The 24883-nt window shown below is 37.2% G+C and carries 21 protein-coding genes; 18 read left to right on the plus strand and 3 right to left on the minus strand.

Annotation, left to right across the window (positions count from 1 at the left end):
• The first annotated feature begins 73 nt into the window (after window positions 1-73).
• The 11 genes from FHG08_RS06435 to FHG08_RS06485 all read left to right on the plus strand — a co-directional run bounded on the left by FHG08_RS06435 (window position 74) and on the right by FHG08_RS06485 (window position 9672).
• Window positions 74-568 carry a hypothetical protein gene (locus FHG08_RS06435; protein WP_178955020.1) on the plus strand — a complete coding sequence of 165 codons (495 nt, stop codon included), beginning with the start codon at window positions 74-76 and terminating at the stop codon, window positions 566-568.
• Window positions 569-590: 22 nt separating this feature from the next.
• The gene (locus FHG08_RS06440; RefSeq protein WP_178955022.1) at window positions 591-1289 is read left to right on the plus strand and encodes a hypothetical protein; all 699 of its coding nucleotides are present in this window, start codon (window positions 591-593) and stop codon (window positions 1287-1289) included.
• Between the two features lie 423 nt (window positions 1290-1712).
• Window positions 1713-2522, plus strand: a complete 810-nt coding sequence (locus FHG08_RS06445) for a transposase (protein WP_256729630.1) — start codon at window positions 1713-1715, stop codon at window positions 2520-2522.
• Between the two features lie 650 nt (window positions 2523-3172).
• Entirely contained in the window at window positions 3173-3310 is a 138-nt protein-coding gene (locus FHG08_RS06450; RefSeq protein WP_178955024.1) for a hypothetical protein, read from the plus strand.
• A 56-nt stretch (window positions 3311-3366) separates the two neighbouring features.
• Window positions 3367-4116, plus strand: coding sequence for a hypothetical protein (locus FHG08_RS06455; protein ID WP_178955026.1), 750 nt, complete (start codon window positions 3367-3369; stop codon window positions 4114-4116).
• 17 nt (window positions 4117-4133) lie between these two features.
• Window positions 4134-5195 (plus strand): M50 family metallopeptidase, encoded by a 1062-nt coding sequence (locus FHG08_RS06460; RefSeq protein ID WP_178955027.1) that lies wholly within the window; start codon window positions 4134-4136, stop codon window positions 5193-5195.
• A complete protein-coding gene (locus FHG08_RS06465; RefSeq protein ID WP_178955029.1) occupies window positions 5192-5650 on the plus strand; it encodes a hypothetical protein in 459 nt (152 codons plus the stop codon). The genes FHG08_RS06460 and FHG08_RS06465 overlap by 4 nt, the downstream gene beginning before the upstream one ends.
• A gap of 893 nt (window positions 5651-6543) precedes the next feature.
• Complete coding sequence (locus FHG08_RS06470) at window positions 6544-6870, plus strand: hypothetical protein (RefSeq protein WP_178955031.1); 327 nt, start codon at window positions 6544-6546, stop codon at window positions 6868-6870.
• Window positions 6871-7076: 206 nt separating this feature from the next.
• Window positions 7077-7505 (plus strand): hypothetical protein, encoded by a 429-nt coding sequence (locus tag FHG08_RS06475; RefSeq protein ID WP_013464098.1) that lies wholly within the window; start codon window positions 7077-7079, stop codon window positions 7503-7505.
• Between the two features lie 11 nt (window positions 7506-7516).
• Window positions 7517-8545, plus strand: a complete 1029-nt coding sequence (locus FHG08_RS06480) for a hypothetical protein (RefSeq protein ID WP_013464099.1) — start codon at window positions 7517-7519, stop codon at window positions 8543-8545.
• Window positions 8546-9021: 476 nt separating this feature from the next.
• Window positions 9022-9672 (plus strand): CPBP family intramembrane glutamic endopeptidase, encoded by a 651-nt coding sequence (locus tag FHG08_RS06485; protein ID WP_256729631.1) that lies wholly within the window; start codon window positions 9022-9024, stop codon window positions 9670-9672.
• Between the two features lie 205 nt (window positions 9673-9877).
• Here FHG08_RS06485 and FHG08_RS06490 read toward each other — a convergent pair whose 3' ends face one another.
• Entirely contained in the window at window positions 9878-11521 is a 1644-nt protein-coding gene (locus FHG08_RS06490) for a methyl-accepting chemotaxis protein (protein ID WP_178955033.1), read from the minus strand.
• A gap of 461 nt (window positions 11522-11982) precedes the next feature.
• Here FHG08_RS06490 and FHG08_RS06495 point away from each other — a divergent pair, with 461 nt between their 5' ends.
• Window positions 11983-12786, plus strand: a complete 804-nt coding sequence (locus FHG08_RS06495) for a transposase (RefSeq protein ID WP_256729632.1) — start codon at window positions 11983-11985, stop codon at window positions 12784-12786.
• Window positions 12787-13208: 422 nt separating this feature from the next.
• Window positions 13209-14747 carry an Ig-like domain-containing protein gene (locus tag FHG08_RS06500; protein ID WP_178955035.1) on the plus strand — a complete coding sequence of 513 codons (1539 nt, stop codon included), beginning with the start codon at window positions 13209-13211 and terminating at the stop codon, window positions 14745-14747.
• Between the two features lie 399 nt (window positions 14748-15146).
• On the opposite strand, the gene FHG08_RS06505 is transcribed toward FHG08_RS06500, so the two are convergent.
• Window positions 15147-15647, minus strand: a complete 501-nt coding sequence (locus FHG08_RS06505) for a hypothetical protein (protein WP_138608985.1) — start codon at window positions 15645-15647, stop codon at window positions 15147-15149.
• 424 nt (window positions 15648-16071) lie between these two features.
• On the opposite strand from FHG08_RS06505, the gene FHG08_RS06510 reads away from it, so the two are divergent.
• The 4 genes from FHG08_RS06510 (at window position 16072) to FHG08_RS06525 (ending at window position 21546) form a co-directional block, all read left to right on the plus strand.
• Entirely contained in the window at window positions 16072-18423 is a 2352-nt protein-coding gene (locus FHG08_RS06510) for a ferritin-like domain-containing protein (protein WP_178955037.1), read from the plus strand.
• Between the two features lie 13 nt (window positions 18424-18436).
• Window positions 18437-19423 carry a DUF692 domain-containing protein gene (locus FHG08_RS06515; RefSeq protein WP_138608981.1) on the plus strand — a complete coding sequence of 329 codons (987 nt, stop codon included), beginning with the start codon at window positions 18437-18439 and terminating at the stop codon, window positions 19421-19423.
• Window positions 19420-20280 (plus strand): DNA-binding domain-containing protein, encoded by an 861-nt coding sequence (locus tag FHG08_RS06520; RefSeq protein ID WP_178955039.1) that lies wholly within the window; start codon window positions 19420-19422, stop codon window positions 20278-20280. The genes FHG08_RS06515 and FHG08_RS06520 overlap by 4 nt, the downstream gene beginning before the upstream one ends.
• A 504-nt stretch (window positions 20281-20784) precedes the next feature.
• A complete protein-coding gene (locus FHG08_RS06525) occupies window positions 20785-21546 on the plus strand; it encodes an ABC transporter substrate-binding protein (RefSeq protein WP_178955041.1) in 762 nt (253 codons plus the stop codon).
• Between the two features lie 100 nt (window positions 21547-21646).
• Here the strand turns inward: FHG08_RS06525 and FHG08_RS06530 are convergent, their stop codons facing one another.
• Window positions 21647-22240 (minus strand): alpha-ketoglutarate-dependent dioxygenase AlkB, encoded by a 594-nt coding sequence (locus FHG08_RS06530; RefSeq protein ID WP_178955043.1) that lies wholly within the window; start codon window positions 22238-22240, stop codon window positions 21647-21649.
• A gap of 548 nt (window positions 22241-22788) precedes the next feature.
• Between FHG08_RS06530 and FHG08_RS06535 the strand changes: the two genes are divergently transcribed.
• A complete protein-coding gene (locus FHG08_RS06535) occupies window positions 22789-24855 on the plus strand; it encodes a catalase (RefSeq protein WP_178955044.1) in 2067 nt (688 codons plus the stop codon).
• Window positions 24856-24883: the final 28 nt, after the last annotated feature.

Below are 24883 nucleotides of genomic sequence, written 5' to 3' on the forward strand. Positions count from 1 at the left end.
CGGATTCATTAGAAAAGTGGAAGAATCTAACCGAAAATAAATTGAACTGAATTAATCTCTTGCTGGAAGTGTTGTGCTAGATAAAGTAATAAAAATTAATAAGCTTTTGGATTCTCAAAACCTATATACATTGAAAGAGGCTAAGAGGGAAATTCCAACTAAATCTTCCGGGTTTTATTGGATTTTTACTAAGTTACCTCTAGACAGATTTATTGAGGCTCCGACTCCTACTAACCCTGTTCATGTTGATTTATCGTTAATGGCTAAGGTTCATCAAGATTCAAAGTGGGTTATCAAGCAAAGTGGTGAAGAATACTGGTGTGTTTATAATGGCAAAGGCACTGATTTAAAAGCTCGAGTGTCAGCTGCTTTTACAAATACAGATGGACAAACCGGAAAGCTAGCTTTAACTCGTTGCTTAAATGAGAAAGACTTTAGAGTTAAGTTTGTTGTGTGTGATTGTAAAAATCCTATATATGGTATTAATAATTCATTTTCTGAATTACAAAGAGATTTGGAACGAGTATGGCGCTTAAACTTTGGTTGGCCATTTCTTTCATGCATATAACAAGCTAATTGAGAGTGAAATTGTGAACATATTGGTAACCCCACCAGAGCAACATTTTGACAAAGGCCTAGGAATTTCGGCACGGCACTTTAGAGACGCAGCTAAAGCATTACAAAAAAATGAAAATAGCAAAGAGTTAGTCTCGCCTACTTGTTATGTTCAGCGACATGCTATTGAGTTGTACTTGAAATCGCTAATTTATATATTACATAAAAAATATAACATCCCTTTTGGAGAAGGTTTCAGTTTAGAAAAACCTGCTATTTGCGTAAATGGGAAGTGGAAGTTGCTTTCCAATACTCATAATTTGGCGGACCTATACAGCTATTTTTTATTGATTTTTAACGACTGTAGCGATTTACTCCCAAAAACAACTGACTGGACAATAGATACAGAATTAACAGCGCAAATAAACCTTATAAGTGGTTTTGATCCAACAAGCACATATTTCAGATATCCTGAAGCTACAAATAGGCGGCAAGATTTGAAGAAAGCCACAGTTCAACCTATAGACCTTGGTGAAAATTTGGAAAAGTTTCACCCAACAACGGATTCTCCTATCAAGTGCTCAGTAATGTTAGATTCCAATGACAATATTGTAGCTACTTACGATCTTAATCCCAATCCAATTGAACATGTGAGAAGCGCTTTAGATAAAGCAATTGACTATTTAAATAATTTACATTGTGCGTTTCTAGGCGAATTAACTAAGTGGTCATAGTCACGCACTGTTAAACCAGAAAATATGCGGTGTTAGAGATTTTCATGTTCGTTCTTGAACACAAAGCCCTCAAAATATATGTGTTACTTCTGTCCGCTTTTAACAACGTATATGACACTCAGGCTTGATTGCATTTAATCTAAACTTACGCGTTGAGCAAACACATTATTAATTGAAATGATATATCCTATTTCTGGTTGCAAACTCTATTTAAAAAGTTAAGCTCATTGATAATGAGATTTTGTGTTTTAGTTGCATTTTTTATTTGAAAAAAGCCCAACCTAACTTATTGAGTTATAATATGTGCCAGTTGCAAACTATATTCAACAATCACATTGAACTTTAAAAACGAAAGGGGTCAAATCTTGACTTCAGACATCAAAGGTCTAGATTTATAGTTTACAGCTTATTGAGTGAATCGCTATGTCTAGGCCGCTGCGAATAGAGTATGAGAATGCGTTTTATCATGTGATGAATCGCGGAAGAGGGCGTGAAAATACCTTTTTGAGTGATGACGACTTTAAATATTTTTTATATTGCATTGAGCAAGCAAGCCTTCGCTTTAATATTGAAGTGCATTCATATTGCTTAATGACCAATCATTACCACTTGCTAATCAAAACCCCTGATGCAAATTTAGGCCGAGCCATGAAGCATATTAATGGCCTTTATACCCAATACTTTAATCGAACACATAATACGGATGGTGCGTTGTTTAGAGGGCGCTACAAAGCGATACTTGTGGATGCAGATAACTATTTATTGCATGTTAGTCGGTACATTCACCGTAACCCAATTGAAACGAGTAGCCCTTTGGTAGAAGAGCTTGTTAAATATAAGTGGTCTAGCTATCCAGCTTTCATTAGAAGGGGAGTAACGCCTAAATGGCTTGTTCGAGACTTTATATTTTCGTTGCAAGGCAAAAAGCGTAAATATGCAGCTTATAAGCAGTTTGTGGAATATGAAAACAACAAAGAAATAAGCTCTTTTTATGGTGCTAAAAAGTTATTGTCGGTTTTGGGTTGTGAGGACTTTATTGAAAACATAAAAGACTATATTGCCAAGTCAGATAGTGAAAGTAAGCTTGTTAGTAAAAAGCACTCAGCAGATGATGTTATAGCTTACTTAGCTCAATACTTTAATGTTGAAGTTGATGAGATTATAGCGGTTAAAAAGGGGCGAAAAGAGAAAATTTACCACGCTGGTTTGCTATTAAATTATGCCAAGATTTAATAGGATTAAATTTGCAGGCTTTAGCAGATGTTTTTAATGTTGAACACTATTCGGCAATATCGAAAGCTGTCGGTAGGTTGAATACATTAATGGTTGAAGATAGAAAGGTTAAATTACAATTGTACAAGTTGCAAGATTGTTTGATGTCTGAAGTCAAGACTTGACCCCATTTGGTTCATTTGGTTGCACATTTGGTTGCATTTGGTTCTGACCCCATTTGGTTCATTCGGTTGAAGTCAAGACTTGACCCCATTTGGTGACCCCATTTGGTTCTCATGACCCCATTTGGTTCTCATTTGGTTCTGACCCCATTTGGTTCATTCGGTTGAAGTCAAGATTTGACCCCATTCGGTTCCAGACCCCATTCGGTTCCTTCGGTTTAAAAAGTAACAACACTTGGTTTTTTGAATAAAAAGATCAAGAAAGCACAGCTGCCTGCTTGACCGGAACTTCCTAATGGGTGACTCTTGTGGCTTTTTATGTGTTTTCTCCTTTTAAATCAATGGTTTGTAAGGGATTTTGCTTTTCGTTTCTAATTTTTCACGGTTTTGGTTAATTTTATGTTGCAATAATGCTTCCGTGAGGTTAATGTAACTTTAGAGGTACAAGAGATGCTTCAAAATCATCAACTTTATTAAAAGGAAAATAAAATGGAAAATAAAATGGAAAACATTCAACAACTTCCAGTAGAAAACAACGAAGAACTACAGCTAGATGAAATTCAAGAAGTTGAATCACATGTAGATCACGATTGGGAAATTGGCGTTGGCTGCTCAACACCTTTCTAATTGAGCTTTTAAAATAAAAAGAGAGAAGTATTACTTCTCTCTTTGTTGCGAATCTAATGAATAATAAAGAATCAAGATATCAACAAGAAAAAGCTAGGTTTTATGGTATTGCAAAGCAGGTTTGTAGCAGCAATCTAATTGAATCTCAACTTGATAAAGAATTTTCCCATTGGCTAGCTTACAGAAAATTACATGCCGACTTTTTAATTAATGGACCAGAAAGTCAATTCTATTTAAATTGCGATGTAAGCTTCGAAGACAATGTCGAAGTCGAAAATAAAAATATATTTTTTTTGTTTCATTATGGCCCTTATTTCTCTGTTCCCCTTTACTTTGTAAAAAAATTTAATTTCAGTGGCGCGGCTTTCATTCTGACTTCACAGAGTATTGATTTAGGACTTGTAGTAAAATGTGCGCATGCCTTTGGTTCAGAATTAGAACCAATTGTTATTGATGAATCAGGCTTGTTTGTGAAAAAAGTACTCAAAGCAAAAAAAGCTGGAAAATGTATTTTTATATTGGTCGATTTACCAGCCGGTAGTGACGATAAAAATTATAAGATGTTTGATACTCATTTTGGCAAAATTAAGCATCGTTTGGGGTACATGCGTATCGCCTCGATGTTAAAACAAAAACCATCTTTAATACTACCTCAAATAAGTAATGATTATAAAAAAATGTCTATTGGACTAGCTGAAATTAATAGCCATGGTGAAGTTGTAGATGAATATGTAAAGTTGTTAGGTAATGACTTCAAAAACTTTGAGCGGGTTAATGAATTAGAACGAATGTGTGAATTTAAATAGCGTAAGGGTCTGCCATAGTGAATACATTAGATGAGAGTTACATATTTAATTACAAGGAAAAATTAGATAATGGCCACGTTGTATCAATAAAAACGATTCAAGACAGATATTTCCATATCCCAAAAGACATTTTTACATTACTAGAAAAGCATTCTTCTAATACTGGTGAAATTTCCAATATGCTCAAAGCTGAGTATATTTATGATTTACATAAAAAAGGTGTGATTTATAAAGCCAGTGAGATAGAGCATATCAGTGAGAGTACTGGAGAGGAAGTTGAAGGGTTTGTTCTGTTAAAAGAGCGACCTTTAAGCTTTGCACTAAAATTCTTCAGTTTATTTAGTTACGCAAGACTATTGATTCCTTACCTAGTGTTGATATTAAGTATCTCTTTTTACCTTTATGACACTAATAATATACTTACTGCCATACCTTCAGCGTCAGTTGGTATGGGGTATGATATTTTAATTATGCTTATGCTGTATATATTTACTTCTGGCATTATTCACGAGTTGGGTCATAGTTCTTTGCTCTATAAATACCATGGTAAAGAAGCTCCAATTGGTGTCACATTTAACTATTGCTTTCCAGCATTTTTTTCGGATGTTAGAGATGCTGCATTACTTATAGACAAAAATAAAAAATTAAAAGTACTCTTTGCGGGCGTTTTATATCAAATTATCTTCTTTCCTCTATTGGTTTTACCATTTTATTTTTGGTTAGGAGAGGTTGCGCTAGTTTTACTTTTTTACATGCTAGCGATACAAATTTTCTTTAATTTGGTTCCTTTTGTAAAAAACGATGGCTATTGGATATACAAAGAAATGTTCTCAGCCAGGGAGAGGAAAAAAAGGATTCATTATTTTACTTTTAGGTTATTTTTGGTACTTGGAATTGGATACATAAGTTATGTGGTCCTTCTTACTGGATGGCATTTTTACTCGAATGTTGTCATTGAGGGAATTGCAGTTTTAGATCAGCCTGCATTTGATATTTTTAGGCAGCTTTTGGTTAGTATGTATATTGTAGTCGGTTTATATAAATACCTTTCTCAAAGAGAAAGCGAGGGGGAAATGTGAGGGATTCATTATTATTTTTATGTTTAATTTGCTCATTTGCATCAAACGCAGAAGAGCCATATAAACTTGACCTATCCATGTCATACATTGAAGGCTATAAAAGTACGGTTAATGGCAATTCCTTTGATATTGATTCGTTTTTTGAGCACGGCTTAGGGGTTTCATACCAAGTTGAACTCAGTGAATTTTGGAAAGCGGATTATAACATTGGTTTAACTTTCTCTGAGCAAGGCCCTGAAAGTCAATCTATATATGGGGTTTACACAGGGATTGATTTTGAATATCAAAACTTCAGTGAACAAATAAAGCCTTTTTTGGGGATGCAAATACATAAGCCTCTCTCATCGAGTAATACGATCGAAAATACCAGTAAGTTCAAAAAATCACTCGGGTTTAATTTCTATCCTGCCAAGGCTGCTTATTCTATTAGCTTTTCAGTTAGTCAGTCTGATTAGAGAGAATTATGGGTATTCGTAAAATATTTTTCTTTTCGGGTTTGGTTTTTATTTCTGGCTGTACTGCGACGATTAAAACCAAAGGGGTCAAGTCTTGACTTCAGACATCAAAGGTCTAGATTTATAGTTTACAGCTTTTTGAGTGAATCGCTATATCTAGGCCGCTACGAATAGAGTATGAAAATGCGTTTTATCACGTAATTAATCGTGGAAGAGGGCATGCAAACACCTTTTTGAATGATGATGGCTTTAAGTCTTTTTTACATTATATTGAGCAAGCCTTCGTTTAATATTTATGTGTATTGTTCTGTTTAATGACCAGTCACAACCACTTGCGAATCGAAATCCCGTTACTAATTTCAAGACTATAAAACTGTAGCCAACATGGGCAAAAACCTGAAAAGAGTTGGGTATGTTGGAATTGCGCTGATAGGGTTGAGGCAGCGAAGCTGGAGGTTATTCTGGAGGGGTTGCAGGCGAGTTAATATATGAGGTTGTTGAAAAGTAATGGAGCCTATTAAGTTGTGGTTTTTAACTCTGTTTCTTACATCTGCGGGTCTTTTCTTTTTTATAATATTACCAATTTTAATAGCTATAAAAGATAAAAAAACTCGGTTGGTAGAGGATGTTCTAGATGATGGAAATCGTTTTTACTCATTAAATATCATAACTGCTGGTAGCGGAGCATTGCACTACGGTTCTATATTTCTAATCGATTGGTATGCTAGGCGTTATAAGGTAATAGAGGAGAGAGAAAAGGTACCCAAAAATTTGCAGATGTGGTTTAAGCTTCATTATATTTTGTTTATAACATTTAGCCTTATGTTTTTATTAGCATGCCTAATGGCCTACTTTGTTTAGATTAACTGCTTTTCTTTTTTGTTGATTAAATAATGGATTTGATATTTTTTGGTGTTGGCTTAAGTGTTATTTTTATCATTCTTTTACCTTTAGCTTTTTATTTAAAAGCAAAAAAGCTCAGAACGGTTGAAGATATTTTAGAGCATGGAAATCGCTACTATTCCCTAAATATTTTTATGGCGCTTCATGGTTTACTTCATTATGGCAGTGTATTTTTATTTGATTGGTATGCAAAACGGTATAATTTATTAAATGATAGAAACAAGGTACCAGCTCACGTCTCGAGATTATTTAAAGTGTATTTTGTAATTTTTATGCTTTGTGCACTATTAATGTTTTCATCTGTATTCTTTGAATAAAGACTTAGATTTTAAAGAGCAAAGGACTAAATAAAAGGAAAAAAGGTCAATGGATGAGCTTGTTAGGTCTCTTTTGGTCTATATAAATAAACTCCGTATTTTGACAAAGTAGTTTTGAGTGAGATTTAGTAACTCTATTTCAAAGGTGTACATTAATTGGGGAAATATATAATATTGTTAATATCTAATATTAAACGGATTTAATTATGGAAGAAGTTACATTTTTTTCAGAAAATAAAGTTAAAGAAAAATTACAAGTACATTTTGATGGCCTGCAAAACCAACAAGTATTATATGGAAAGAAGGTAGAAAAAATATTTAAAAGAAAAAATTGCACGTATATATTCTTTACCTCCGATGATTCTCCATACGAGGAGACATTATATATTACTTTGATTGATTCAAAAGGTGAGGTTATTGAAAGTGTTGAACTCTCGAAGCCTTATTCTCCAGGGATTTTGAAAGATTTAATAATTAAAAATGATCAAACGATTGAATTCAAATTTTGGGGGGATTCGATAAATAATTTAATTATTGCCGACAAAAAAAAAGTGCACATTTCTCATGCAATACCTTCAAATGGCCTTCGTTACTCAAATAAATTATCACCAAGTTATCTAACAATAAAAGATTAAGGTTTACAAACATGGACTCGTTTATTTCTGACAAAGATGTAGAAACTAGTATTAGGCAAATGGAAGTAGCAGCAATTAACTTTGGTAGTCGTTTCATAAATGATTCAAAAGTAAGGGCGCTATATATGGAACAGACAAAAAAAATGTCTTTGGAATTAGTTAATGCTTATAAGACTGGAGTCATAACACCTAAACAAGCTGCTGTAGCTGCGAATGAAATGCGAAATGAAATCATGGCAGTCTCTCGCAGTAAAACTAGTGATATTGGTAAAGCTAAGGTTGTTAAGTTAAAGGCCAGTGGTTTGAATTTAGAGGTATTACTAGATAAATATGCAAAAAGCCAGTTCGGTAAAGGTTTTGGCGAGCTAAATGAATCAGAAGCTTCATCTATTTATAAAAAGATAGTTCAAAGTGCAGGGAAGGCAAACCCTAACGTTAGCGCCAAAGCAAACAACTTAGGCAAAGCAGGGCGAAGCTTATGGGTACTTTCTATATGTATCGCAGTTTATAATATTAGTAGTTCAGATAATAAACTCAAAGCGGCAGGACGTGAAGCAACTAACATTGGAGGTGGCTTTGCTGGGGGCGCCGCTGGGGGCGCGACTGCTGGCATCTGGTTTGGGCCTATAGGTGTAGCAGTAGGTGTTGTTGTTGGTGGAGTTTTGGGTTCTATTATATCTGATCAAGTATATATTGAACTTGCAGGCCCAGATGGGGAGTTTGCCAGAAGCTTTATACCTCGCTTTACTAATGTTTTTTCTACTAATGAGAATAAAATGGCGAGTGCTTTAATTACTGAGTGTACATATGAATTAGATAAGGTAATGGCTGTTTTTATACAGTTGAATGATAAGTATTTTACAGATGTTGATGACATAGCAATTGCTTATATAGAGTTGATTAGAACAGGTAGGTATCCTCTTATTAAGCAAGCTCTATCACTAAATAAAGCTCTGAAAAATTATCTTATTCAGATATTGGGTAGCGGCTGGACATCGTCTTCTGAGAAAGAATGCATAAGGTACCTTCGCCATGTTTAGTTACAGGGTCTAATTTAGTCAAACAGTGCTTTTTCCATTTGACCTAAATACCTCCTTATAATATTGAGGAGGTTAAAATATCTAAACATATTCTGAATATTCAGTAGAAAACCAAAAGCCGAAGGGCGGCCATTAAAAACCTCTGGTCAAGCAGGGATGTTTGTCTTTGCCTTGAATACAATACGACATATCCAGTCTTAATATCCATCTTAAAGCCACATAAAAGTATTAATTGCTGTAAACACCCTGTTTGTACCTAGAGTGCTTATTTCTTTTATAACTAATTGCTTAACAGTACCTAATTTAGGATTAGTATTAGTTACTACTTAAAACAATAATAAAATAAGTGCCAGAAATAGCCTTTAAAAAAGAGGTATTCATGGAAGATCTATTTATAGGTTTACATTGCAAATGTCGGCGTTATATTACTTTTAGTTTTGATATTAAGAGCAATTAAAAAAGTGGATTTAAATCTAATGTGGTCTTTGATTTCGTTAGGTATTTTAGTTTGCTACTTTTTTGCTTTGTTTAAAGGTGGAAAGGTTATCCCCTTGGGTATGCTTTTTCCTGATATGTCGTGGAATTGGTCTGGAAAAGTAGCGGCAATAATCCTTTGGTTAGTCGTACTATTGGCTTTAGTTAAATTTAAAGCTAACTTTCGTATTGCAGATGCTGGTTTTACTTTTAGGCAAAATGAAAACTCTATAAAACCCGCTTTTACAGTTATGTGCTTGTTTATCATTTTACAGATAGTTGTATCACTTTTTTGGAGTGGTGAAGCTAATTACGATTTAGAAACCTTACTTTATCAGGCAACAATGCCAGGCTTTGATGAGGAGCCTATGTTTAGAGGGATTCTTTTATTTTGTATATCTTTGGCAATCATATCTGAACGCTATAGTTTAGGTGGTGCGTCAATTAACATTGCAGGGTTGATCTTAGTGGTGTTATTTGGACTAGTTCATGGGGTTATGTTTAATGGTGGAGAGTGGCACTTTTCTTTCCCCGCTATTTTATTAACAGGCGGCTACGGCTTTATTTTACTTTGGCTAAGAGAGCGCACAGGGAGTTTGGTGTTTCCTATTTTAGCCCATAATAGTGTTAACTTTGTTGGGCAGCTAATCTAATTAAAAGTTTAATTTAAGAGAGGTAAAATCTTGTGTAAGTTTTTACCTCTTCACCGGCTGCAGCCAAAAGGGCTCGTTTGCAAGTGACCACAAGTCATTCATGCCTGCAATTTGAGCTCCTTTTATTACCTATGCTTTTAGTGCTTTGTACTGCTAAATTAGCTTTCGAACACTACTCAGCTTGAAAGCATGAGAAGCCCAGTACTTACACTTTAAACTGTTGTACCAATTTTAATAAGTTATTGCCTAGTATTGCCATTTCGTTACTTGCTGTTGATGTTTGCTCAGTTGCAGCTGATGATTGCTCTGTCACTTGTTTAATATTAACAACGTTGCGGCTGATCTCATCTGCAACCACGGCCTGTTGTTCAGCGGCTGAGGCTATTTGCGCGTTCATATCATTAATTGCGCTGCTGTAGTCATTGATTGTTCGCAGGGTTTCACCTGTTTTACTCACTTTTTCAACAACTAAGTCTGTTTGTTGTTGGCTTTTGGTCATTACCTCAATGGCGGTTAATATTCCGGATTGAAACTTATCGATCATTTGTTCTATGTTGGTGGCCGACTCTTTAGTTCGTTGTGCTAAGGTTCTTACTTCATCAGCAACAACTGCAAAGCCTCTGCCTTGCTCACCCGCTCTTGCGGCTTCAATGGCGGCATTTAATGCCAATAAGTTTGTTTGTTCAGATACGCCTTTAATAACATCTAATATGGTACTTATATTTTCGCTGTCGGCTTGTAGCTTTTCAATTGCAGAGGCGGATTGGTTAATTTCTTTAGTAAGGTTATCAACCGCGTGAACTGTTTCGTTCACCATGCTTTCACCGGCTTTAGCATTATTATTTGAATCACTTGCTGAACTTGCTGCATTTTCTGCGCTATTTGCAACGTCTTGAATTGTTGCATTCATTTGCGTCATAGCGGTGGCAACTTGTTGCGTTTCATCATGCAGCTTTTTAACTGCTGCACTTGTGGTGTTACTAACTATTGAAAGCTCTTCGGAAGTTGATGCAACCTGAGTGGTTTCAGATGCCACTGAGGTTATTGTGGTGCGAATTTTAGCAACAAATTTATTAAATGCGCGGGCAACGTCGCCGGTTTCATCTTTTGATGAATCGTCGACTGTTACGGTTAAATCACCTTCGCCATCGGCAATATCGTTCATTCTATGTGAAAGGCGATTAAGTGCGCCGGTAATTCTCGAAGAGATAAAAATGGCAATAACAATACCTGCGATTAAGCCTACAAGGGTAATTACAAGCATTAAGCTATATGCAGAGGAGTGCCGTGCTTGAGCTTCTAACTCGTCATTTGCCATATCTTGTTCGATTGCATTTACTAAATTAGTCATTTGAGAAATGGCTAAATCGTTTAGCCTCCTGCCTTCATTTTTAGATAAGGCTATTGCTTTGTCGTTTAAATCAGCTCTTGCTAGATCACGAATTTGAAGATTTACCTCAATATATTCATCCCATGTCGCGGCAAATTCATCGAGTAAACGTTTGCCGTTGTCATTGACTAAATTGCGAAGAGTTGCACGTCGCTTTAGCATTTCATCTCGCGTTTGAGCTATGAAGTCGGCGTATTCATCCATGGCTGCTTTTGAGTCTGCCAAAATTATATTTTTTTCAGCTCGAGATACAGCTAAAGCGCCTTGATTGACTCTAGCTGCCAGTTTTACTTTTTCAGCTGAAACATTAATTATTTTACTCATTTGATCATTCATTATGGAAAGGTTATATATACCAATCCCAGCAGTAACAATTAGCATGATGATTATTAGACTAAAACTCGCTAATAATTTTGCTTTAATTGAAGTGAAACCAATTTGATTTAAATTTGAAATCATTTTTAAATTCCTTTTGGCAGTCCATTTATCGACTTGTATCTTTGAAAAATAACAGGTTCGTTGTAGCACCACTAATTAATAAACTGTAGAACAAAAATTTAATAAATAAAGGTTGGTTTTTAATCAGGTTAATTGTGTTATTTTTGATAGACGAGAGAGTTATGAACTTTATTTATTATAATTCCCCGACTTTAATGATTAATATTTTATAAATTAAAGTGTGATTTTTTGGGTTGTTTTTTCTTTTTTTTATTAAATAGTTAGGTTTTCAAGGCTACTTTTTAAATTATCACCGCTTAGGGCTAAACAGTGATAATTGAGAATGAAAAGTCAGCCAGCGAGTAAGGAATTGAGCTGGCTTGACTGTATTTAACGTTTACTCTGGAACGAAAGGGGTCAAATCTTGACTTCAGACATCAAAGGTCTAGATTTATAGTTTACTACTCATTGAGTGAATTACTATGTCTAGGCCGCTGCGAATAGAGTATGCGTTTTATCATGTGATGAATCGTGGGAGAGGGCGTGAAAATACCTTCTTGAGCGATGACGACTTTAAGTGTTTTTTATATTGCATTGAGCAAGCAAGCCTTCGCTTTAATATTGAAGTGCATTCATATTGTTTAATGACCAATCATTACCACCTGCTAATCAAAACCCCCGATGCAAATTTAGGCAGAGCCATGAAGCATATTAATGGCCTTTATACCCAATACTTTAATCGAACACATAACACAGATGGTGCGTTGTTTAGAGGGCGCTACAAAGCGGTGCTTGTGGATGCAGATAACTATTTATTACATGTTAGTCGGTACATTCACCGTAACCCAATTGAAACGAACACACCGTTGGTAGAAGAGCTTGCTAAGTATAAATGGTCTAGCTATTCAGCTTTTATTAAAAGAGGAGCGACACCGAAATGGCTCGTCCGAGATTTTATATTTTCGCTGCAAGGCAAAAAGCGTAAATATGCAGCTTATAAGCAGTTTGTGGAATATGAAAACAACAAAGAAATAAGCGCTTTTTATGGTGCTAAAAAGTTATTGTCGGTTTTGGGTTGTGAGGACTTTATTGAAAACATAAAAGACTATATTGCCAAGTCAGATAGTGAAAGTAAGCTTGTTAGTAAAAAGCACTCAGCAGATGATGTTATAGCTTACTTAGCTCAATACTTTAATGTTGAAGTTGATGAGATTATAGCGGTTAAAAAGGGGCGAAAAGAGAAAATTTACCACGCTGGTTTGCTATTAAATTATGCCAAGATTTAATAGGATTAAATTTGCAGGCTTTAGCAGATGTTTTTAATGTTGAACACTATTCGGCAATATCGAAAGCTGTCGGTAGGTTGAATACATTAATGGTTGAAGATAAAAAGGTTAAATTACAATACGGAAAACTTCGAGATTGTTTGATGTCTGAAGTCAAGATTTGACCCCATTTGGTTTTGAAGTCAAGATTTGACCCCATTTGGTTTTCCATTTGGTTTCATTTGGTTTTTGGTTTTCGTGATTTTTGCAGTTTTTTTATACATTTATTTACAATGGATTGACATGAATTCTTGTACCTAAAAAAACTTTAGTATTTAATGAGGTTTTATCCTTTTGTTGTTCATTGCTCGTCAATGGTATGTCAAAGATGAGGAACGGAAGGCCCATTAGATTACTTTTCACATCGGAAGTGGTTTTATATTATGAAAATCAAAATTTTAAGTTTAGCTATATCGGCTGTATTGTTAACTGGCTGTGGGGGTTCTGATAAAAAAAGCACACCGACCGTAGTCCAAAGTGTGTTTGAGATCCAGCCATTAATGACGGTTACGGGCAAGGAAGATAGTCCATCAGCTATAGTCATTAATGCCAATAAAGTCCCTGATGACGCTGAGGCCATAGTTTTAGAATTAGTAGAACAACCTACGCTTGGTGAGATATCGGGTATATATCCAAATTTAAGCTACGTGCCGGTGGCAGACCAATTTGGTGACGATACCTTTAGCTTTAAACTAAAAAAAGGCACTAAAGAAAGTAGCACGGTAAAAGTTAATATTACCCTTGCGGCTGTTAACGATGCGCCAGTAATTACAGGAACTCCTGCTGCTACTGTGCAAGCTAATGAAACGTATCATTTTGCTGCCGCGGCTTCAGATATTGATTCTGAGCAATTGAGTTTTAGTATTGACAATAAACCTGATTGGGCGACGTTTGATACTGTAACTGGGGTATTAAGTGGTATGCCTTCAAATCAGCATGCAGGTAAAACCAGTGGTATTGTTATTCGTGTCTCAGATGGTGAATTTGAAGCTGCTTTACCTGCATTTGATATTGAAGTGATTGCAGTATCTTGGGTTAAACTCGGTGATTTACCGGGCTTTGAAGGTACGCATTTAAATGTTCAGTCAACCAGTGATGATCTGTATGCAGTGACACATAACTTTGCGATTGCTGCTGCTTCTATATGTTCAAGTGCCGAACCGAGCGCTCCGAGGTTGTCACATTGGGATATAGCACAAAATAGCTGGCAAAAACTGAGCTCACCGCAATCGAGTCGTTATTATTATCAATCAGAACTTGTTGATAAAAAGCTTTATCTCTTTGGTGGCACCGAGGCGTGTGCAAGTGGGGCAAATGCACAAGCTAATATGGAAGTGTATGATACACAAGAAAAAACCTGGCAGACGTTTGCAGCACCTACCTTTGCGCCGTTTATTAATCCGCTACAAGCGAGTTGTTCATTTAATGATGAGGTCATTGCGTTTTCTAAAAATGGTCAACAGCAACGCCTTAATCGTTTAAATACAGTGGATAACAGCTGGCAAGCAACAGAACTACCTGAGAGTTTGAATGAAATACAGCATTGTTTTAGCAAAGGTGATGCGCTTTTTGTTATCCAACGTCAATACGAGCAATTACTGTTAAGTCAATTTGATGTTGCTACACAAAGTGTTTTAAATTCAGAGTTAATTCCTGATTTTGAAGCCGGTGTTTATTATGACACTACACTTATAGGTAATACGTTATACCTGTTAAGTGCAAAAAACTTTGTGGAATTTGATTTTGATTTAATGCAATGGAAAACGCTTACCGCTAATCCGTTTGCGGTTGAGGTGCAAGATACGACTAGCTATTATTTACGTGATTTTAAAACGGTTGCCTATGGTAATACTCTGCTGTCGGTTGGTGGCGCTTATACCAATTATTATGGTAAAGCCATATATCAATATATTCCGCAATAATTTATATCCATAAAACTGATTTAAAGGGCTCACAGAGCCCTTTTTTATTGCTGATTTACCTTATTAATTAAAAATTAAGCGTCTAGCGATGTAGAGCAAAGTGATCATCCATTATAAAGTTCCGGTCAAGCAGGCAGCTGTGTTTTCTTGACCTTTTTATTCTAAAAGCCAAACGCCCCTACTTTTTAAACCAATTTAAATATGGCTATGGACCTAGTAATGGCCTCGATTGGTGAGAATACGCGCTATGGCTTGGGTAAAGAACGCCCTATGAATTTAGATATTTTTAGCATCATTGATGATTAAGTAAGGCCCTTGGTCTCCGTCATCGTTTACTACCAATATCAGTCCTGTTTCTGGCAGTGTATATACACTGCCTAATAACAAATAAATTTAAAATTAGTTATCTTCGATAACAATGGTGCAGGCAGCAGGGCTTTCACCAGTCATACTTATTACTGCCGTATACCCGTTATGACTTTCATCGTAAATGCCATCATCAGAGTAGTGTTTTTTTGTTTTATCAGCCGCTTTATATGCATCTTTAGAGCTACTATAAGGCGTTTTACTATGCTGTACTTTAAAATAGTTCTGTTTATTTACTGGTGTTGCGGACATAATTGCCCAACCAGATTTATTACCTGAAATTTCAATGCTCATAGTAATATTTGAACCCGCACCTTTAGCATGAACACCTGCTTCCCAAAGCTCCCCAGGGTTAATTTTGTTGCCACCGTCAACATCTCGTAAACTACCATGGTCAATATAGTAATCTACACTTATTGTTGATTTTGTAGCATTCCTTATACCAACAGCCAAATCGTTGCGATCTTTATTGCTACCAAAAACACTAGTAATTAGCTGATTAACATCAATATTAAAATTAGTATCGGTACCCATAATTTATTTCTCCATTGTAAATATCTATTTCATTGTCAAACAACATAAAATTCGTTGTTAATAAAATGTTAGGTTGGATGATTTAAGATATCTATTACAAATTATTACACCCAATACTCAATTGAGTGTAATTAGGAAGGTCGATTAAAAACTCAATACAAAAACTCGTCAGGGTTGCAATTATTAGTGACCCTATGCTTTTTTCTATTTTTACTTCTAGCAACACATGCATTTATAGCGTTATGTAATGCTGTGTAATATTTTTACGCTTGTCTTCAGCTATCTTTATAAAGAGTGTCCATCGCTCACCTAAATCAACTAGCTTAAATCTTTAAGGTGTCTTGGATAACCAACCAAGATCCTAACTTATTTTTATTTAAGCCAGCGATATTGCACAACGTTCACCGTCACAAAGGAGCAAATTATGAATGTGCAAAACAAAACGGGCCCGTCGGTTGCAGTAGATACAGAAATTGATGCTAATATTCTTCTCAGCAGTGCGCAAAAGCAAAAAATTAAAGTGCGTGATAGCAAGTATAAAGCGGCTGATTTATCTTGTCTGAGAGCAATTGCACAGGCTGCAATTAACGTCGAATTATTTACAATCCCGCTTTATATGAGCGGCCTCTATTCGATTCAAGGGACACACCAAATTGCAGACTCGTCGAAACTGTATCCCGGCCGTTATTGGCCAGGGCTTGGTCCTACGGCTGGTTATATTCCTGAAATAAGACGTAATCAGTATGATGTTAACTTAACTGCTTTGTTTGACACCGACACCTCAGCTGGAAACAGTGGTGATGCAAATAAACCAGCCAAAAAATATGAACTGTCTGTTAATCAACAAGTGTTCAACGGGGTATATAGTGTTTTTATTGAAGAAATGCTGCATCTACAACTGGCCTCAAATATGGCAAGTAAATTGGGCCTCACACCGAGCTTTACTAGTCAGGCGTTAATTGACGAAAAATATGGTTGGAAGTGCTACAACAACAAAAGTAGCATTCCACATATTTTGAACTTTGCGGACTGTACTACCGATTTATCTAAATTGAGCCCTGCGGTTCAAGCTTATTTCAAACAAATTTTTCCCAATAAAACGCTACAAGATTTACGTGTTAATGCTACAGAACTCAGTAAAGAGCAAACGCTGCTATTTATGTTGATAGAAGAGACTGAAGAAAATGCTCACAAAATTATTCAACCAGAGTTTTTAAAACCAAACGCAGATACACAACGACCAAAATACTTTGAACAAGCCCCATATGACTGGTGGAAACCGAATTACAAGGAAAGTGACTTGCCGCTATTTGGTTCAATTGGGCACATGTACTTAAGTTATTGGGATTATATTCAGATCCAATATGACGATGGAACTAGTTTGTTAGATTACGCAACTATTCAGCCTACCTGCGAAGCTAGTCAGCGCGACTACTTCAATGAGCGCCCTGGAAATGATGAATATCAAGCACAATTTCCGGGCATTATGGGTTCGCTCAACGTAAATTCAGATCATACAGCTCTCAAAGAAGCCTTAATGAACAATGTGAATGCCATTACGGATCAAGGTGAAGGTGATGGTGTGGCTGACATGCTTTGTAAACGTTGGGCTAATGAGATATGGGCGCAAAACTTTCTTGCTTCTAAGGAGTCGCCATCAAACGATGCTCACCCGAGTACAGTCGAAGAAAAGTTCCAACCAAGCGCTGAAGCATTAAAAGCGGATTACCCAGCAAGCTGCAGTGAAGGTCCTATATCAGGCTCAGCATGTGCACGGATCACCAATAAATATAAAGATCACTTTCAAATTTTCACCGATACGCTGAAGCTGATCGTTGACTTTGAATCCCCTTCATCAAACTCTAGTGAACGCTACATGACATGGCCTACATGGTTTGCTGATGGCAACACTTGGAGCTGTGAATTATTAGATCCCAAAGGGGGCGATGTAGCACATGCGAATAATCCGCAACTCCCAGAGGTAGCAAGCGTAGTGCAAGCGCTCAATAATCTGCGGCTCACGACTAATATTAATGACACTCACCAATTATTTAGTAGTTCAGCAGTAGGTACAATCAAAGGTCTCACAACAGCGCTAGATCGCTATTGGTCGGGTAAAACTGAGGAGTTTCCGGGTCCAGCAATGGGAGGTTCTGGAGATAGAATTTCGATCTGCTGGGCAACTACAGGAATAGCGCCAGATTTAGTGAGCGGTATCGACCCACAAAGTGCGGACACGCTTTATCATGCTTGCCAAGGAATGAGTTATAACAACATCGGCACTAATGATTTACCACCTCCTGAGGTATATCACAGCTGTAAAGGTAGTAATGATTGTAAAGCGCAGGGAGGTTGTGGTTTTGTGCATAGCACAACGCCAGGTGGCAGCTGTGGTGGCAGTGTATCGAGCGGGCCAAAAAGTGCACCAGCCGATAATAAGTGTAATAACTTGGGCGGTTGTGCAGTACCTATTTCGGCGTCTCAACTTTTCCCGAAGCTTTCAGGTGATGACCAAGAATACGATATGCAGTTATTTAAGTTTAACCTTAAAGATAACAGCTTCTCAGCAATAGATTATACTTACCCAAAAAGCCAAGCCGCTCTCAGTGATAAGTCAGATGAGTGCGTATTAATGCCTTATAAAAAAGGTGACGCTGTATACAACATTGCTTGGCAAGCTTACAGTAATGCTAATGGCTTGTTGGATGATAACGGTAAACCGCCTGAGCAGCCAATGCCTTCAGATATTCGTTTAGCACTTCCTCCTTCAACTTGATAGGAAAGAGCGTATGACAAATCTAACTCGGACGCAGGATTTTGCTGCGTCCGCTATCGAAAAGCTAACTGATCTTGGGTTTGGTGTTGGCCTCAGAAGTCAGCATTATCCTTATATTATGTCCCATTTGGAACACGATACATCACTTGGTGTTGATTGGTTTGAAATTATCAGTGAAAACTATATAGATAACCACGGATATGGTAGGTATGTGCTCGATAAATTAAAGGAACAATACCCGCTAGTTATGCATGGCGTATCAATGAATATTGGTAGTAGCGATCCAATTAACTTTGAATACTTACGCAAGCTCAAAGAGTTAGGTGAGTTTGTTAACCCTCAACTTATTTCTGATCATCTATGCTGGACAGGCCTTGCTGGTTTAAATAGTCACGACTTGCTACCAATGCCGCTAACTGATGAAAGTTTACAGCACGTTATTGACCGCGTTGATCAAGTACAAGACTTTTTAGAGAGGCCTTTAGTGCTTGAAAACCCGTCAACTTATCTTGAATTTCAACACTCTACTTTCACTGAAAGCGCGTTTTTTTGTGAGCTCGTCAAAGCAACAGGATGCGGTATGTTATTGGATGTAAATAATGTTTTTGTTAGTAGTTTTAATCATGGTTTTGACGCCGAGCAATTTATTCGCCAATTACCCCTCGATCACATTGTTCAAATACACCTTGCAGGCCCTAGTGATTGTGGAGACTGTTTGATAGACACTCATGACCAGCCTGTCCCCTATAAGGTTTGGCAGCTTTACCAATTGGCGCAGCGCTTAACTGGGGGGACTTCGACCTTACTTGAGTGGGATGCCAATATTCCCAGTTTTTCTGAGCTGGTTGGAGAGTTAAACAAAGCAAAGCTGGTACTAGCAGGTCATATCCCGGAACAAAATACGATTATTAACACTAACGCGCTTTCAACCCCCATAGTTAACGAGCGTTTAGATGCGGCACGCCACACCATGTCTAAGCGAGTAGAGTTAGATCAATGAAAACACCAGACTTAATACAAACCCAGCAGTGGCTTAGCACCGTTTTAATGGTGCGAGGTGATTTGCCACAAAAGCTTAATACTGCTGCTTCACAAGGCTTAACTTTATATAAGTGTGTTAAAAGCAGTGGCACCCTTAATGCCATGCGAAGGGTCGACATCTATGCTGCAGGTTATGTGATGCGTTTAGTCGAGTGCCTTAGGGGGGAGTTTGCACTACTTTGCCAGTTCATGGGTAAGGAAGTATTTGATACCTTCGCTAAAGCTTTTATTGTCACCTTGCCATCGGAGTCTTGGACTATGCACCAGCTAGGCTCGCGCTTCGCTGATTTTTTAGCGCACACAAAACCCACAGGCGATTTTAGCCCGCATCAGCAAGCTATGTTTTGTCTACCCGCAGAACTAGCTAAATTTGAAAGAGCAAAAGCATTAACACTTTTGAAGCCTGGGCCCGAAACCGCACATGAAGCTTTGTCCATTAGCGAAATTGAGCTACTTTGCGGTATTGCGCAAGACTTTATAATAGCAGTACCTGAGTCCGTACAGCTTATTCAAAGCGATTATCCTTTACTGCCTTTAGTCGCTGAGCTTGAGCAAGGTAAGTCATCTCTTGCGCCCACACCAGAGCAAACGTATATTGCCATATCACGCCACCAATACCGCTTAAAAGTCACTATGTTAAACGACTGGCAAACCGATTTCTTGCTTCAGCTAAAAAAAGATCAGCATTGTTACAAAGAGGCTGTCGCCTATTGTTCAGATAAAATGAATATAGAAACACAAGTATTAAAGTCTCAATTAGCTATTTGGATCCCTAGTGCCGTGAATATAGGACTGTTTACGCTACACAAAAATTAATTATCACCTTTGGTGAGTTTCTTATTCCTCGGCTTGCTGAACGGTGTTGGGCTGGTTTTACCGTTATGGCTTGCATCTGCCTTTAGTTTCTCCTTTTATTGGGATTTGAGGCTGTATTTAGTAAAACCACAAAGGGGTTCAAAATTGTAAAATACCGCGCAAGTTGGTCGCGGTTTTTCCTTGATTTTTTATTCACAGAGTTCAAGTGTTTTATTTCAACCCAACAATTAAATGGGGCACCAACTGAAAATACAGTTAAGCTCTTTATTGGAGGCCTTACGTAATTTTTTAGGGGTGACTGATTGCAGGCAGATTATTGAAACATAGTGATAAATTCACTTCCCGTTTTTGTGAAATTTAGGGTGTAATTAATCGATACAGACTAAAGGGCGGCCCCTTACTGAAATAGCTTATGCCTATTATGTTATTAGCAAGCACTTTAAATATAACTTTTATTTTTAAATCTTATATAATTTAAAAATTCACCTTCAAAAAGAGATTACTATGATTCGTAGAACTCTCATTCTTTTTTGCATTTTCTGCTTTAATATCGGCTTGTTAAATGCCAGCGAAAAAGATAAAACCATTACGTTTGCAGTTGGCCATGATCATGAAAAAATGCTGCAGGAAAATTACCCAATCTATCGTGCGAGTTGGCAATTTTTAAATCAAAGCTTAGCTAAATTGGGGTATGAGGTGGATGCCATTGTTTTACCTTGGGCAAGAGCAAACTATTATACTCAGTCAGGAAAAGCTGACGGTCTATTTTTAGCGGCTAATCTACCAGGAAGAGAGCAGTGGGCGGTATTGTCAAACCCAATTGGTATGGGGGCATTTGGTGCTTTTTATCATAAAGATAGAAAAGGCGAAGAAAATATTATTGCGAGTGTTCGTTTAGGTGTACATGACAAAATATTAAAAGGTTATCATACTTATGAGTTGTTAGAAGTTGCCACTGCTCAACAAGGGTTTAAACTACTTTATAATCAAAAAGTAGACCGTCTTATTATGTCGCAGAGTTATGGTGAATACTTGTTAAGTAATGAATTAATTGAATTTAAAAACGAAATATCATTTGATTCTGACGTTATTGAGAAACGTTCAATTCATGTTGCATTTGCAAAAGACATTACTAAAAGTTTGAACGCAATGATTGTAGTAAATAAAGCAATTGATTTAGGTATAAACGACGGTATATACCATAAAGTTATGACTAAAAATAAAGTACCTGAAAGTATGTTTTTGTCTAGTATTGATAGAAAGTAGGCATACCTTATCTATTTTCAATCGCTTTAAAGTCAGTAGATGAGTGAAATTGTCTAATGGATGATTCCTTCACTTACTTTACACTTTTTCACTGAGCTACTTATACTTTGCTATTACCAAAGCGTCTAAAAGAGATATTAAATCTAGGTCCTATTGTGTTATCACCTTTGGCAATTGCATGTTCATAATTATCTTGAAAGCCTTTGCCCATCAGCAATAAAGAGCCATTTTCTAACGTGATATTATAGCGTTCATGTGTGATGGTTTTTGAGCGAATTAAAAATTCTCGCTGAGCCCCAATACTGATTGAAGCAATCACATCTGTAGAGCCAAATGCGGGTAAGTCACTATGAAAGCCTAAGCTTTCTTGCCCATTGGGGTAGTACAAACATACCGCGACAGCCAAATTACAACCGGTGCGTTCAGTGATTTGCTGACGTAACTCTTCAAGCAGGGGGAAACTCTTTGTTTGTCTGCCATGATGCAAGGAGAAACTACCCGATTTAGCAAGTTGTGAGTCTAAAAAAATCATTCGCCACGGTAAAATCGGTTTTTGTGATCCATCGGGGAAATCTATAACCTCAGGCTCTTCGAGATCATAGTTGCTCCTCAGCCACTTAAAAAGCGTTTCACTTTGCGCTGTAGACATGAAGTGTGAGTAATAATGGGCATCACAAGACAGTGGTAATTTCATGGTTTTTACCTTAGCTACACTCAAATATGAATATAAGCATATCAGTATTTTGAAGAGTTGAAGTGTTTAGACTCCTCATCAGCCGTGCCTTGCGGCGTTAATACAAGTTCATCAACGAGTGCAAGCCCGATTAAGGCGCCTTGCGTTGAGCTTTGTTGCTCTTCCGGCTGTTTTTAAAAAGATATTTTGTAAATTAAAACAATAAACCATTAAGGCGATAAGGCCATAGACTCTGTGTTTAAGTGATGGTGGGTTACCAGTATTTACAGTGTCACAGTTGAACCATGCTCAACTTTGATTAACTTAAAAATACAGTAATAATGAAAATAAGAACAAGCTGATTGCTTAGTAATTTAATAAAATGATGCTTTGAGGAAAGCTTACATTAGCTGTGTAATTTTTATAGTTTATATTGGTGAAATATTTTCATTTCTTTCTTAATTATTGATTTTAAAGATATTTATAGGTGGTCTTTTTTTTGCTTGGTTATTGTTTTTTAACCCTTTAAAAATATAGCAATCAAAAAAATCATTTAAGGAAGAAAAGTTATGGCAGAGTCATTTAAGTACGCAAATAATAAAGGACATGCAGGCGAGCTTCATCAAAAAGCTAATGAAGATCACCCCGTAATGACAACCGCACAAGGTTGCCCTATCAGTGATAATCAAAATTCATTAAAAGCAGGTCAACGCGGACCAGGACTATTGGAAGATCATGTGTTACGAGAAAAGTTGTTTCACTTTGATCACGAGCGAATTCCTGAGCGAGTTGTTCACGCAAGAGGGTATGGTGCACATGGTTACTTTGAAACGTATGATGCTTTAGATGATTTGACTTCTGCTGATATTTTTCAACGTAAAGGTGAAAAAACACCTGTTTTTGCACGCTTTTCAACAGTGGCGGGTAATCAGGGCTCGCCTGATTTAGCACGTGATGTGCGAGGTTTTGCCGTTAAGTTTTATACGCAGGAAGGTAATTGGGATCTGGTAGGCAATAATATCCCAGTTTTTTTCATTCAAGACGCGATGAAGTTTCCCGACCTTATACATAGCGCAAAAGCAGAACCAGATCGTGGTTTTCCACAAGCGCAAACAGCCCACGATAATTTTTGGGATTTTGTAAGTTTGTCGCCAGAATCCATGCACATGGTTATGTGGGCAATGTCAGATAGAGCTATCCCGCGCTCATTAAGGTTTATGGAAGGATTTGGCGTTCATACTTTTAAGTTTATTAATGCACAAGGTGAAGAAAAATTTGTTAAGTTCCACTGGAAACCTAAAGGCGGTATGCAGTCAGTGGTTTGGAATGAGGCATTGAAATTAAATGGCGCTGATCCTGATTTTCATCGTCGTGATATGTGGGAATCAATTAATAATGGTGACTATCCGGAATGGGAGCTGGGCATTCAAGTATTTGATCAAAAATTTGCTGAAGAGTTCGAGTTCGATGTTTTTGATGCCACTAAACTGATACCCGAAGAGCAAGTACCAGTTAAAATTATTGGTAAAATGGTACTCAATCGAGTCGTAGACAATTTCTTTGCGGAAACTGAACAAGTTGCCTTTTGTACTCAAAATATAGTGCCTGGGCTTGATTTTACTCCCGATCCTTTATTGCAAGGCCGTAATTTTTCGTACCTAGATACACAAACCAAGCGGTTAGGTGGCCCTAATTTCACACAAATTCCTGTTAATGCACCAAAATGCCCGATGAGACACTTTCTTCAAGATGGCCACATGGCAATGCAGAACCCCAAAGGCCGGGTTAATTACGAACCTAATTCATTCAGCGGGGATGAAAACAATCCGCGAGAGTGCCCTGTACACGGATTCAAAAGCTCAGAATCTGAAACTGATGGGGGTAAATTACGCTATCGCTCAGAAACATTTAGTGATCACTACAGCCAAGCGCGCCAATTCTATTTAAGTCAAACTGACGTTGAGCAAACGCATATCCAAGATGCTTTAATTTTTGAGTTATCTAAAGTAGAGCATTTACGTATCAGAGAACGTGTGGTTTCTCATCTGTTAAACATTGATAACAAGCTTGCTGAGCAAGTTGCATTGGGTTTAGGTTTACAAACTATGCCAGATGCCGCAGAAGCGGCGCTTGATACCCGTCATGATTTACCAGTATCTGATGCGCTAAGTATTTTAAAAAATGCGCCAAATACATTTAAAGGCAGGAAGCTTGGTATATTAGTAAGTGATGGTTTTGATGCTGAAACCTTTAATTTATTAACACAAAGCCTTAAAGAGGAAGGTGCAAGTTATGAAATTATTGCGGCTCAAGTTGGTGGTGCTAAAAATAGTAATGGCGAGATTATTGAGGCCGATCAAGTTATTAATGGCGGTCCTTCGGTGCTTTACGACGCAATAGTTCTGCTTACCACTAATGAAGGCGCTAAAAAGCTTGCTGAAATACCGGAGGCGAAAGATTTTGTCAGTGATGCTTATGCACATATGAAGTACATCGGCTTTAGTGATAAAGCAACTCCTTTAATCGAGGCTACTGGTTTAAATGGACAGCTTGATGATGGCTGGTTGGATTTGAATAAAATTTCCGCAAGTGAGTTTGTCTCAAAAATTCGTAACCTTAGGTATTGGAGCCGATAAATCGCATAAATTGGGGCTAGTGAGAACT

This window comes from Pseudoalteromonas sp. Scap03, from assembly GCF_013393115.1.
Classification (GTDB): domain Bacteria; phylum Pseudomonadota; class Gammaproteobacteria; order Enterobacterales; family Alteromonadaceae; genus Pseudoalteromonas.